Source organism: Hydrocarboniphaga daqingensis, assembly GCF_900129825.1.
GTDB lineage: Bacteria > Pseudomonadota > Gammaproteobacteria > Nevskiales > Nevskiaceae > Hydrocarboniphaga > Hydrocarboniphaga daqingensis.
The window spans coordinates 521,886-535,246 of the sequence record NZ_FQWZ01000002.1 but is presented as its reverse complement, the minus strand read 5'-3'; the positions used below and the strand labels follow the sequence as shown (position 1 = coordinate 535,246).

Annotated in this window: 8 protein-coding genes and 1 CRISPR repeat array; of the genes, 1 reads left to right on the top strand and 7 read right to left on the bottom strand. The window is 63.4% G+C overall.

All coding sequences use genetic code 11. The features are described from left to right. Positions 1–14: 14 nt before the first annotated feature. On the top strand, positions 15–1,397 hold the full coding sequence (locus BUB09_RS05395) for a DUF1329 domain-containing protein (RefSeq protein ID WP_072895139.1): 1,383 nt from the start codon (positions 15–17) through the stop codon (positions 1,395–1,397). A 13-nt stretch (positions 1,398–1,410) separates the two neighbouring features. Here BUB09_RS05395 and BUB09_RS05390 read toward each other — a convergent pair whose 3' ends face one another. The 7 genes from BUB09_RS05390 to csy3 all read right to left on the bottom strand — a co-directional run bounded on the left by BUB09_RS05390 (position 1,411) and on the right by csy3 (position 13,354). After that, positions 1,411–1,914 (bottom strand): DUF2147 domain-containing protein, encoded by a 504-nt coding sequence (locus BUB09_RS05390; RefSeq protein ID WP_084083181.1) that lies wholly within the window; start codon positions 1,912–1,914, stop codon positions 1,411–1,413. Next, positions 1,911–4,514, bottom strand: a complete 2,604-nt coding sequence (locus tag BUB09_RS05385) for a TonB-dependent receptor (protein WP_084083180.1) — start codon at positions 4,512–4,514, stop codon at positions 1,911–1,913. The genes BUB09_RS05390 and BUB09_RS05385 overlap by 4 nt, the downstream gene beginning before the upstream one ends. A 62-nt stretch (positions 4,515–4,576) precedes the next feature. Then, positions 4,577–5,488: an SDR family NAD(P)-dependent oxidoreductase gene (locus BUB09_RS05380; protein ID WP_072895134.1), complete on the bottom strand. Its 912-nt coding sequence runs from the start codon at positions 5,486–5,488 to the stop codon at positions 4,577–4,579. An 89-nt stretch (positions 5,489–5,577) separates the two neighbouring features. After that, complete coding sequence (locus BUB09_RS05375; RefSeq protein WP_072895132.1) at positions 5,578–6,117, bottom strand: TetR/AcrR family transcriptional regulator; 540 nt, start codon at positions 6,115–6,117, stop codon at positions 5,578–5,580. A 155-nt stretch (positions 6,118–6,272) separates the two neighbouring features. Beyond that, positions 6,273–6,554 (bottom strand): hypothetical protein, encoded by a 282-nt coding sequence (locus tag BUB09_RS05370; protein WP_072895129.1) that lies wholly within the window; start codon positions 6,552–6,554, stop codon positions 6,273–6,275. A gap of 176 nt (positions 6,555–6,730) precedes the next feature. Then, positions 6,731–11,630: direct repeats of the CRISPR family, unit length 28 nt; unit sequence TTTCTGAGCTGCCTACGCGGCAGTGAAC. Between the two features lie 130 nt (positions 11,631–11,760). Next, positions 11,761–12,321: a type I-F CRISPR-associated endoribonuclease Cas6/Csy4 gene (gene cas6f, locus BUB09_RS05365; protein WP_072895127.1), complete on the bottom strand. Its 561-nt coding sequence runs from the start codon at positions 12,319–12,321 to the stop codon at positions 11,761–11,763. Positions 12,322–12,325: 4 nt separating this feature from the next. Further along, positions 12,326–13,354 carry a type I-F CRISPR-associated protein Csy3 gene (csy3, locus tag BUB09_RS05360; protein WP_072895124.1) on the bottom strand — a complete coding sequence of 343 codons (1,029 nt, stop codon included), beginning with the start codon at positions 13,352–13,354 and terminating at the stop codon, positions 12,326–12,328. Positions 13,355–13,361: the final 7 nt, after the last annotated feature.

Sequence of the window (13,361 nt, the reverse complement as noted above, 5' to 3'; positions counted from 1 at the left end):
GCGAGCCCCATGCCATGACGCCGATCCGCTACACACGCGACTATTCGCGCCGCAAGTTCTTGTCCGACGCCGCACGCGGCCTGCTCGCCACCGGCGTGCTGATGCCGCTGTCCAAAGCCATCGCCGACAAGGGCGATGTCAGCGCTGCGTATCCAGACGAGCTGCTGTCGATCGAAGCGTATACGCGCGGCCGGCTCAAGGCGGGCGATGTGATCGACGCCAGCAACGTCGAGGTGGTCAAGGATCTGCTGGAGCCGGTGCGCTACCAGCAGATCCTCAAGCAAGGGCGCCGGCTGAAGCTGCGGGCGACGACCACCGACGTGATGCGGCTGTCGCCGTGGGAATACATCGAAGCCACGCTGAAGAACGCGGGCAAGGCGGGCTTCGATGCCAAGGGCAATGTCGTCAACATGGCCGACGGCAAACCGTGGATCGGTGGCAATCCGTTTCCCAACCCAACGAACGGCATCGAGTTGTTTGCCGCACAAACGCTGAGCTGGGGGCGTCACGACGCCTCGTTCTACGCATTCAAGGAGTACGACGTCGCACCGAGCGGACTGGTGGAGTTTCAGTACGACGGCGGCTGGGCCGAAATGTCGCCCGTGGCACGGGTGGTCATGGAGCCGCGCCCGTACTGGCCCGATCACGTCAACAAGCTGCGCTTTCAGTCGGTGTTCTTCTTGTCGCCGCAGAGCTTCCGCGGCACCTCGTTCCTCAATGTGTGGGACTACGACCACAGCACGTTCCCGCTGCTGTACGGCTACGTGCCGGAGTTCCGCCGCATCCGCCAGTTTCCAACCGACCAGCGCTTCGAGCCGCTGGTGCCCGGCTCGGCGCTGTATCTGTCCGATGCCTGGGCCGCAGGCGACCCGCTGCATACCTGGGGTAACTACCGGATCGTCGGGCGTGGGCCGTTTCTGGCCGGCGTATCGGGCAATTGGAATCCGGACAAGCCGAACTGGCAGCGCGGCACGCACGGCGGACCGAAGGGTCACAACTTCTGGGATACCGAAGTCGAGCTGATACCCGAGGCGATCATCGTCGAAGCCGAGCCGCAGAAGTTTCCGCGTGCGCCGGTGTCACGCAAACGCGTCTGGTTCGATGCGCGCAATCAGGTCGTCGTCGGCATGGTCACCTATGACCGCAAAGGGCAGCCGTATCGCTCGTTCGACGGCGCCTACACGCTGTACGAAGCCGGCGACAAGACGGTCAAGGACGGCGCGCATCCGTACTGGAGTTGGGCGCACGTGACCGCGTCGGATATCCAGACCGGCCGCATCACGCGACTCGAACAAGTGCAGGCACTCGAAGCCCGCTACAAGAGCGGCGCCAACGATCCGGAGATCTACAACAAGTATCTGACGCAAGGCGCACTGATGAAGCTGGGCGCGGTGTAGCGCGTAACGTGCATCAGCGCCGCTCGGTTTTGTCGCGGGTCCAGACGCGCGACTGACCGAGGCTGCGCAAGCCGCGATAGCCGAGCAGCGTCAGACGGCCTTGTTCGTCGAGCGCCAGCTCGGCTTTTGCGTGTACGCCTTGCGTCAGCCCAGGACGCAGGTCGACGACGTCGCCGTCGATCCAGCGGCCTTGGTCGGGCTTCAAGTCGCGAAGGAAGCGCGCACCGACCACCGGCGCCTGATGCAGGTCGCCATCGCAGCGTTCACAGCGCCAGTTGCGCGGCTGGCCGTCGGCGCCGGCGATCGCCAGCATGCGTCCGGATAAGCGTCCCGCGTCGAGAGACAACTCGATGGTCGACGTCGTTTGGTCCGCAGCCTCATAGGCATACCAGATGCCGCGCAGATCGGGTGCGGTCGGCGCCGGATCGGCGTCAGCATCGGCCGCTGCGGTACAGGGCGCGATGCAGGCCGCGACTATCAGCGCGGCGATCGCCGGGCGCATTCGCACACGGGTCATTGAAAGCGGTAAATCAGGTCGACGCCGAAGGCGCGCGGCTCGCCCCAGATCACGGCGCGGTCCGCGTGCGGAAGATTGTCGATCGCCGTCAGTGGGTACTCGCGATCCGCCAGGTTGCGACCCCAGGCCGACAGATCGAGCCGGCCTTTGCCCAGCGGCAATTCACCGGCGGTAATGCGCGCGTTGTACAAGCCGTAGCCGTCGATCGCCGTCAGGCCGCGCTTGTCTTCGGTGATGACAAAGCCCTGCCGATCGCCGACGTACTGATAGCTCAGGTAAGCGCGCAGATTGCCCCAGCCGCGCTGCAGGAACGTCCAGTCGACGGTGCCGACGTACGAATGCGGCGGCGCGGCGATGAACGGATACAGGTTGGCGACATTGTTGCCGTTGATATCGAGCACTTCCTGCACGACGGCATCCAGGTACGCGTACTGCAGGCCCAGGATCAAGCCTTGCGTGACTGCAAAGCCGCCTTCGACCTCGAAGCCGCGTATCCGCGCCTTGCCCGAGTTGCGCGACTTGGTGTCGGAGATCGTGCCGGGGATCATGAAGTTGGTCTGCATGTCGCGATAGCGCGTGTCGAACACGGCCGTGTTGAAGCGCAGCCGTCGCTGAAACCACTCGCTCTTCAAGCCGGTTTCCAGCGAGCGCACGGTTTCGGGCTTGAAGCCGTCGACGAAGCCGAAGCCGTAGTTGGTGCCGTCGGACGCGGGGCCCGATGCACCGGACACCTGCGGGTCGCGCGTGTTGAAGCCGCCGCTCTTATAGGCGGTCGCGTAGGAGACGTACGTGGTCGCGCTGCTGCTGAGGTCGTACTGCAGATTCACGGTCGGCGCGAAATTGCGATCGCGCCGCTGTGCGCGCACGTTGTCGAACTCATCGACGCCGGGCAACAGCGCCTGCGGGACCGGCAACGCGATCAAACCCTGGCCCAGCACGGTGCCTTCGATGTACTGCGTCTGCAGAAAGTCCTTGCGCGCCGAGCGTCGATCCCAGGACTGGCGCAAGCCCAGCGTCACGCGCAGATCGTCGTCGAGGATCGGCGGCGTCCACGTCAGCTGGCCAAACAATGCGGTGGCTTCGTTGTCGATGCCGATGTCGTAATCCCAGAACGCCGCCAAACCCGGCAGCAGCGTGTCGCGCAACAGCGGCCGTAAGCCGGGCACGGCATCGAGCGCAAAGTTCAGCTGCGACGGATCGAGCTTGGTGTTGAAGATGTGATGCGTCGGGCCGCCACGCTCACCGCCTTTTTCACTGAACGTGTAAGCACCGACGATGAACTCGACGCGCTCGAACACGGTGCCGGACAGCTGCAGTTCGTGCGACCACTGGCGCTGGTAGACCTCGGGGATCACCAGCGGCGTGCCATCGGCCCCACCCGCCGCGATGCCAGCCGGCCCATCGTAGGACTGCGTGTCGACACGGTAGCCGGTCGAGCCGCCACCACCGCCCAGATCGGCGTACTGGCGGTCGTTCAAGCGGCGATACGATCCGATGTACTTGGCGCTGAGCTGTTCACCGAGCGTCTGCGTCAGCACCAGCGTGTGGCCCTGAATGCGCGCCGATGATTCGGCATACGGCGCACCGGTGGCGAGGCTCGACAGTCGCCGTGTCGAAAACACCGACTCAGACTGCGCATACGGCTTGAACAGGTCGGCCATGCCGTGCGGCGCATCGGATGGGCTGATCGCTTGGAAGAACGCGTTGTAGTAACGCAGATCGCTAAAGTCGTAGCTGTAGTCGACGTTCAACGCGTCGGTGGCGAGCCAGCGCGTATCCAAGCGATAAGCCTGCTCGCGGCGGTCACCGAAGTCGCCACCGGGCCCGGTGTTTTCGACGAAGCCGTCGCGACGCGCGCCGAGTACGGCGAGCTTGGCGGCGAAAGTGTCGCCCAGCGGCACGTTGATCGAGGTCTTGGAACTGAGCTGATTGCGCGATCCGACCGTCAGCGCTTGTGACAGCGCAAAGCCATCGACCGAAGGCCGGCGCGTGATCATGTTGACGGCACCGCCCGTGGTGTTGCGGCCGTACAACGCGCCTTGCGGGCCGCGCAGCACTTCGACGCGCTCGAGGTCGGCGAGGTCCAGTGCGAGACCGGCTGAGCGCGCGAGATAAACGCCGTCCAGATAAATACCGACCGCCGGGTCCTGCGTGACTTGCGCGTCGGTCACGCCGACGCCGCGGATCGTGATGCGCAGCGTCGTGCTCGACAGCGGATGCGGCTCGATGACCATGCTCGGCACGTTGCCGGCCAAGTCGTCGACGCTGTCGATGCCGCGCTGCTGCAGCTTGTCGCTGCTGAAGGCTTCCATCGAGATCGGCGTCTGCTGCACCGAGGCCGCGCGTCGCTGAGCGGTGACGATGATTTCTTCCAGCTGATACGCCTCGTCGTCGCGTGGCAGCGCTTCGGCTGGAGGCGCTTCGACGCTGACCGCGATCGTCGGCAGCGGGGTGTCGGCGTCGGACTCGGCCGCGCAAGCAGGCGCGGCGTGCAAGCCGGCGCAACAGGCCAGCACGGTGCCAATCGCGATCGTCGGCGGTGCTGCGCCGACACGCACATTCCCTGTGCTGCGCCGACCGGCGCTGCCCTGATTCCGCATCGTCTGCTCTCCTCATACCGCGACGCCGGTGTGGTCACCGGTCATTCCGATCCGCGCTTTTGCTAGCGCGGATTCCAAATCGATCCGGTGATCTGCTCGGTGCGCGCCCACAGGCGCAGCGCGAGGTCCGCGTCGCGGGCCGCAGGCCCGAGCGTCGACAGTGCCGGCGCGCCGACGCTCTCACCCAGCCAGCGCGGGCCGACCAAGCTGCCCGGCGCGAAGCGCTCGGTGGTGGCGACGGCGATCACCGACGCGGCGCCGGCCTCGGGCGACTGCCCGACGTAGCGCAAACCCCATTGCAGCGCCGCCGACGACAGCCGCTGCCACAAACGGTCATCCGCAGCGCGTGGCCGATGCGCGCCGATCTGCGTGCGGCACACGCCAGGATGCGCGGCGTAGCTGCGGATCGGGCTCCGCTCGGCGAACAAGCGTCGCTGCAGCTCTTGGGCGAACAGCAGGCAGGCGAGCTTGGACGCCTGATAGGCGCGGATCGGCTCGTAGCGCTGGGCATGGCTCAGGTCGTCGAGATTCAACCGCGCCTGGCGCTGCACCATGCTGGAGATCGACACGACACGCGCAGCCGGCGCCGCTTGCAGCGACGGCCACAGCGCTTGGCTGAGCCGAAAGTGCCCCAGATGGGCAATCGCAAAGCTCAGCTCATGGCCTTCGGCCGTGAGCCGCCGCTGCGATGGCGGATAGATGCCCGCGTTGTTGACCAGCACGTCGATCGGCGTGCCCTCGGCGTGCCAGCGCTGCCCGAGCGCCGCGATGCTGGCCGGGTCGGACAGGTCGACGACCTCGACGCGGACCGGTGCCGGCCCCGGCAGCTGCCGACGCAGCCGGTCGGCCGCGCGCTGCGCCGCCTCGCCATCGATGTCGGCCAGCGTCAGCGCGTAGCCGAGCCGGCGGAACGCGGTCGCGCAGCCCAGACCCAGGCCGCTGGCACCGCCGGTAATGAAGGCGTGTCGGTTCATGCGCCAACGGTACGATACGTTTCGTACACATCACGTCAGCCGAACGGATGAGCCCTCCAGCGCCGGCAGGCGCGCGGCGCGGCGCCGGCTTAGCGTCGCCCGCCGATGCCGTGAATCAGCAAGCGCACCAGCCCGGCGATCCAGTCGTCGGTCAGCGGGTCGAGCAGGAAGTAAACACGGATCGAGATCGCGCCCTGGATCACGTCGATCGTCAGCTCGATGTCGGCATCGGCGGCCAGCTCGCCACGCTCGATGGCCCGGCGCAGCACCGCGCGGATCGGCGCACGGCGGCGGTCGTTGACCTGCGCAAACATCGCCGACAACGCCGGGTTGTTCACGCATTCGGCCGTCAGCTTGGGCAACACGCCGGCCAGCGGCGAGTCGCGCATTGCCCGCAAAAACTGGCCAAACAGCGCGATCAGATTCTGTTCGAGACTGCCGTCGAGCGGCGGCTCGAACGCCGGCATGCCCGCCAGCAGCGCCAGCGCCAGATGCTCCTTGGTCTTCCAGCGCCGGTAGATCGTCGTCTTGCTCGACCGCGCCCGAGCCGCGACCCGGTCGATCGTCAGCGCCTCATAGCCGCCTTCGGCCAGCACCTGCAGCGTGGCATCGAGAATCGCCTGCTCCACGCCCTGCCCGCGTGCGCGAGGCGTTACGGGCTCTGACTCTGCATCTGCTGCCTGTGCCATCGATTGCCAGCCAACGCGCGGTGTCGGCGCCAAGCGCCAGGACGCCCAACATAGCAAAGCGGCGTGGAAGGGCGCGGCGGGCTGGACCAGCAGGGTCAATGACGGGTTGGCTCGGCAACGAGCCAAGCGCCGACGAGTTGCCCAATCGGCGGCGGACTACTGATCGATGCCTTAGTGACGCTGCGAGCACCCAGGGTGCTCTCGAACGCATAAGTGCCACCGTTTTCGAGTGCGCGGAGCAAGCCATCAAAACCCAGTTGCCGTGCGCGACTGTTGGCTTCTTCGAGCGGCAGACCGGGGTTGTCCTGAATCAGCCGCTTTGCCGCGAGATCCCGATTGAAGCATTCAGACTCAGCAGTCAACACGGCTTCGCCCAAGATCGATGACTTTCCAGCGCCGTCAAAACCGGCGATGACATAAATGGAAGCCACAATCTAGGCGCTGCGTTCGCTTTTGCCCGTGGTCGCAGCAGCATGAGCGATTTCGCCCATCCGCTTGACGCCCACACGCAAGGCCTTGTTCATCACCGCGATCGGGTACGTGTTGCTGCCGATTTCTGAGCTGGCTATGCGGCAGTGAACTCGACCACCGATGAAGTCGAGGCTTCACTCTTTTTCTGAGCTGCCTACGCGGCAGTAAACAAAGATCAAGCAGAGGCGGCTGCGCGCGCAGATTTCTGAGCTGCCTACGCGGCAGTGAACCCCGCGCGAAAGGAAAATCATCGTCTGTCCCTTTTCTGAGCTGCCTACGCGGCAGTGAACATTGATCAGTTCGCGGGTGTGGGCCGGCGTCATTTCTGAGCTGCCTACGCGGCAGTGAACCTCGCCGGGCGCAGCGCCTGGGCGCGGGCACTGTTTCTGAGCTGCCTACGCGGCAGTGAACCGACTGATCTGGATTGCGGCTGCAGCGTCGGGTTTCTGAGCTGCCTACGCGGCAGTGAACGTTAACTGGTTGGCGCTCAGGCGCAGGTAGAGTTTCTGAGCTGCCTACGCGGCAGTGAACGCGGAAGAACGCGAAGTCCACTTGGGCCGCAGCTTTCTGAGCTGCCTACGCGGCAGTGAACTGATTGCGCAGCGCTACCTCGGCCTTCTTGTCTTTCTGAGCTGCCTACGCGGCAGTGAACCGGCATGGTCACTCATTGGGTAACTCCGGTAATTTCTGAGCTGCCTACGCGGCAGTGAACGACGAGTAGCGAACGTGTACGCCGCCGTGACTTTTCTGAGCTGCCTACGCGGCAGTGAACCAGCGCGGAGCGCGTTGCGGTGCGGCTGCGCTTTTCTGAGCTGCCTACGCGGCAGTGAACCCTGGCGACGCGCTGCAGCTGGCGACCTGCATTTTCTGAGCTGCCTACGCGGCAGTGAACTCAATATGTTGCGAGTGCACATTCACGCGGTATTTCTGAGCTGCCTACGCGGCAGTGAACTTCGGCATTGATGGTGTCGACCTTCTGCTCAAGTTTCTGAGCTGCCTACGCGGCAGTGAACACGGCATAGCGCTGCCGCTGGCAGGCCATATGTTTCTGAGCTGCCTACGCGGCAGTGAACCCACTGCCGCATGTGCCGGAGACAATCGGAGATTTCTGAGCTGCCTACGCGGCAGTGAACATACGTTTCTGCGCGCTACTGCGCCTGTCGCGTTTCTGAGCTGCCTACGCGGCAGTGAACCTGCACCTGTTGCTGTGCGGCGCCATTTTCTGTTTCTGAGCTGCCTACGCGGCAGTGAACCCCCAGCCGATCCGCCGGGCTCATCGCCTCGATTTCTGAGCTGCCTACGCGGCAGTGAACCTCGACGCGGTGGCCGTCGGCGTGCGCGTCGCTTTCTGAGCTGCCTACGCGGCAGTGAACTCGACGACATCAGGCCCGCAGCAGCGCCAGCATTTCTGAGCTGCCTACGCGGCAGTGAACTTGACGCCCTGGTCCAGCGCGGCCTTTGCGCCATTTCTGAGCTGCCTACGCGGCAGTGAACGTCCTCAAGGCCGCATGCGCGGAGCGCTTTCATTTCTGAGCTGCCTACGCGGCAGTGAACGGAATAGATACGAAGGCATGGAGCTTTGTCCTGCTTCTGAGCTGCCTGCGCGGCAGTGAACATCGGCATGCGCATGCTGTCGCCGCGCGAACTTTTCTGAGCTGCCTACGCGGCAGTGAACGGTCGGCTGCGCGGCTAGATCGTTGTCATTGCTTTCTGAGCTGCCTACGCGGCAGTGAACGAAACCGCTGCGCGGGCACAACCTGGCGTGCTTTTCTGAGCTGCCTACGCGGCAGTGAACGAACGCTTCATAGCGCCGGGCCTCTTCGGATATTTCTGAGCTGCCTACGCGGCAGTGAACAAAAGTACCACCGGACTGCTGGCGTGTGGGATTTTCTGAGCTGCCTACGCGGCAGTGAACCATCTCGTTCAGCGGATTCGTCGCCGACTTCCCTTTCTGAGCTGCCTACGCGGCAGTGAACGACTTCGGCCTGACGCCGGTGGCGCAAGGCAATTTCTGAGCTGCCTACGCGGCAGTGAACCCACACGTCGCTTATTTCTTGACGCAACTGAGTTTCTGAGCTGCCTACGCGGCAGTGAACCGTCGCCGGTCACGAACGGCAGCGCTTGCTGCTTTCTGAGCTGCCTACGCGGCAGTGAACTACTTCGCGGTCATCTATGCGATTGATGATGATTTCTGAGCTGCCTACGCGGCAGTGAACCAGAGCTTGATGAGTTCAGCGGGGCCGATATTTTTCTGAGCTGCCTACGCGGCAGTGAACGCCGCGCTGGGGACGCACTGGCATCTGCGGCATTTCTGAGCTGCCTACGCGGCAGTGAACCCGCCGTCTGAGACGGACCTGATCATCTATCTTTTCTGAGCTGCCTACGCGGCAGTGAACCAGTTGTTGTTGACGATGTCGGCCGCGTTGTTTTTCTGAGCTGCCTACGCGGCAGTGAACCGCGTCACCAGTGACCTGGGGTTCCCTGTCCATTTCTGAGCTGCCTACGCGGCAGTGAACTAGATGTTCAGCGTGCACGCGACCGTCTCATCTTTCTGAGCTGCCTACGCGGCAGTGAACCCGCTGAGCCGGCTCGACACCAACGCGGTGCTTTTCTGAGCTGCCTACGCGGCAGTGAACTTCCAGGCGCGGGTCCTGATCGACGCCGTAGTATTTTCTGAGCTGCCTACGCGGCAGTGAACGCGGTGACGGTGGCGGCGATGGTGAAGGCGAATTTCTGAGCTGCCTACGCGGCAGTGAACGACCATCCTCGACCCCCACGTGTGCCGGATCTTTTCTGAGCTGCCTACGCGGCAGTGAACCCACAACTCGATGTCTTGCTTGACGGGCCGCATTTCTGAGCTGCCTACGCGGCAGTGAGCATGCCGCGCATCCAGATGGTCGATCCGCTGAATTTCTGAGCTGCCTACGCGGCAGTGAACGCATCGGAACAGGCACGAGCCGACGTGCAAGCTTTCTGAGCTGCCTACGCGGCAGTGAACCATGAAAGCGGCCGACGAGCTGGCCAACGAACTTTCTGAGCTGCCTACGCGGCAGTGAACTGATTGAAATGCCGCCCGCTTCGCGGATGCAGTTTCTGAGCTGCCTACGCGGCAGTGAACTTGTTTCGGCCGCAGTCGTAGACCACGACATATTTCTGAGCTGCCTACGCGGCAGTGAACCGCTTTGCCTTGGCTTGGCCGGATCTGCATGTTTTCTGAGCTGCCTACGCGGCAGTGAACCAGCGCAGGGCCTGGGCAGCGGAGGCGGTGGCTTTCTGAGCTGCCTACGCGGCAGTGAACTCACGCACGTCGTCGATAGACCGGTAGCCGTTTTTCTGAGCTGCCTACGCGGCAGTGAACGATCATTTCGCTCAGTACCGCGATGCCCGACTTTTCTGAGCTGCCTACGCGGCAGTGAACACGTAGACGAATCACGCCGACGTGCTGCTCGATTTCTGAGCTGCCTACGCGGCAGTGAACCGTGGATTCTCTGCGGCTTTCGTTTCGTTCCCTTTCTGAGCTGCCTACGCGGCAGTGAACCGCTCGGCCTGCTGCCGGAGGACGATGCGACGTTTCTGAGCTGCCTACGCGGCAGTGAACCAAAACGCCGTCGATGTCGAGGTCGCCTTCGATTTCTGAGCTGCCTACGCGGCAGTGAACTCTGGAAGGCCAGTTCAACGAGGCGGTGCAGATTTCTGAGCTGCCTACGCGGCAGTGAACATCGCGGGGTCGTCGAACACGATGCTGAGCTCTTTCTGAGCTGCCTACGCGGCAGTGAACCTGTCCATCCAGCTTGTGACCGAGATGGACGATTTCTGAGCTGCCTACGCGGCAGTGAACATTTGGCGCTGTGCGAAGCGGCCGTCGGCAAATTTCTGAGCTGCCTACGCGGCAGTGAACGCCACGCTGCTGCTCGAGCGCGAGCTGCGCAATTTCTGAGCTGCCTACGCGGCAGTGAACATCAACACGCCGCTGAGGCAAGCGCATTTCATTTTCTGAGCTGCCTACGCGGCAGTGAACGCGGATCGACCATCTGGATGCGCGGCATCGTGTTTTCTGAGCTGCCTACGCGGCAGTGAACGAGGAAGGCTGTTGGCCGCGAGTTTGATCGTCTTTTCTGAGCTGCCTACGCGGCAGTGAACGCCAGCCGCTACCCGCTGCAGCAGTAGCTGGCTTTCTGAGCTGCCTACGCGGCAGTGAACCTCGAGCGTGGTCACGGTAGGCTGCGCGGCGATTTCTGAGCTGCCTACGCGGCAGTGAACGTCCTGCATTACGCCAAGACCGTGCGCGCCAATTTCTGAGCTGCCTACGCGGCAGTGAACCAGGGACGGGGCAGCGTCGGCGATCTGCGACTTTTCTGAGCTGCCTACGCGGCAGTGAACTCTGCACGTCGTCGCCGCACCGTTCGACCGCTTTTCTGAGCTGCCTACGCGGCAGTGAACGTGCAATTGGCGCTCGACGGTGCTGGCTACCATTTCTGAGCTGCCTACGCGGCAGTGAACGTCGTACTGTGGCTGCGCGTCACCGGCCGCGATTTCTGAGCTGCCTACGCGGCAGTGAACCATCAGCCGCACGTTCAAGCAGCTGGCCAAGCTTTCTGAGCTGCCTACGCGGCAGTGAACATACGGTCTGCGTTGTAGCGCCAGTCGTACCATTTCTGAGCTGCCTACGCGGCAGTGAACGCTCGGGCGTGCGCCGACAGGCGTGTCGCTCATTTCTGAGCTGCCTACGCGGCAGTGAACAGCAGCGTGCGCGACAGCGCCGAGCGCGTTGCTTTCTGAGCTGCCTACGCGGCAGTGAACGCCGGTCGAGCATCGCGGCCTCCGGATCGTGTCTTTCTGAGCTGCCTACGCGGCAGTGAACACCGCGCCGGCTGATGCTGACGCGGTCGAGCTTTTCTGAGCTGCCTACGCGGCAGTGAACCTGCCGGATCTGCTACAGCGGGCGCGGCGGTGCTTTCTGAGCTGCCTACGCGGCAGTGAACTAGAACAAAACTCCGGCAAGGCCTCGACATTAAAGCGGAATCAGCAGCCAGGCGGTAGCACACCCAAAAAATGAGGCGGCCACCAAGCCTTTGAAATCATTGGCCGGTGCCGCCTCTCTAAAAATTTGGGTCAGAAGCTTGGGAGCGTCGCTTCGGTACTGAATCCGTAGGCGTTGAAGTTGCCGGCCCGCATAACGGCGGCCGGTTGCTGGCGAATGAACAGGCGGAACGTCTGACCGGTGCTGGCACTGCGGATGCTGAGAAACGGAAGGTCGAGCCGCTCGGCGGCGGCCGCCGGGATGGCGGCGGCTGCTTCCTCTGCGGTCCAGCCCTTACGCTTCATCTGCCGCCGACGAAGGCGATCGACATTGCTTTTCGCCTGGACCCGCCGAACGGAAATCCAACTCGTGTTCGCCGGCACTTCCAGCACGCCCGCAATCTCCAAATGGTCTTTCATGCCCACCAACCAGGCCGGAGAAGCGAGCGGCTCCAGCGCGGACGCGGTTCCATGCAGGCGCATTCGTGCACCCAAACCACCGTGGAGCCCACGCGCCTCGGGAAAGCTAAGTCCGATGGCTGTGCTGCCCCGCTGCACCAGCACCCGATGAAGGCGGGTAAACAGGGCGTCCATCAACTGATGCTGCGGAAACTCCGGATCGGCTCGCAATCGAAGGTCGAGATAGTGATCCATGGCATCAGCCTGCCTCACCGAACACACCACCACGCACCAGCACTGCCATCACGTAGTGCTGATTGCCTTTGTCGGGCATCTTGTCCTTGAGCATCCAGTTGTCCAGCAGCGTGTAGAAATCCGCCTTCGCTTTCGGCTGTCGGTACGCCTTGCCCTGCGTCGTCACTGACCCGTAAGGCTCGGCAGCGATCGGACCAAGCTCGGCAGCTTCGGGGTACCAGGTGTCGATCGTGCGAATCGCGTTGCCGAGCTTCTGCGAGTGAATCCCGGCCACGTTGTTGACGTGATACAGCGTCTTGCTCTTGTCACCGCGGCCACGATCAAGGATCAGCTCCTGCGATGGGAACACTTCCTGGCCCGCGCCAACCCGGACAAAGGCGGAGATTTCCAGCAGTAGATGATGGCGGCCAGCCAAACCACCGGCGATCAGCGCCGCCAATTCATCGAGCGAGGCCGATGCAGCGCCATCGATATCGAAGCCCCGCAGCGACAAGGCCAGCGCATCGAATGTCCAGGTCTTGTCGGCTTTGCCATCGATCAGCCGTGCGATCTGTACCTCCACCTGCTCCGCACCAATGCGGTTGCGCCACAGGAAGCGGCCGTTGGCCAGATTGATGGCGTAGCGCCGGGCCAGTTCGGTGAAGCCGTGCGTCTCTACATACGTCGCCACGGTGGCGGTCAACTTCTGCCGATAGGCCGCGTCGTTACAGGCCGATGGCGTGCCGGTACCGCCGAGCACGCGTAACGTGAAGCGCACCTTCAGTGTGTCGGCATCGGCGGGCAAGGCAGCGACATCGACGGTCTGCAGGTTGGGATTCTCGATCGCGGCATCGAGCTTGGTGGGGTCCTGATCCTTGGTCTTGAGTCGGTTTGAAATGGTGCCGCGCACGGATTTCTCATTCAGCGCGATACCGGGCCATGCTTTGCTGGCCGTGCGTTCGCTCCAGTTGCCGGAGAAGAACAAGGCGTCGGAAGGATCGAGCTTGCGTTCGAAGGCGAGGACGGAAGCGGTCTTGAGATTGTTGTCGGACATGATGTGG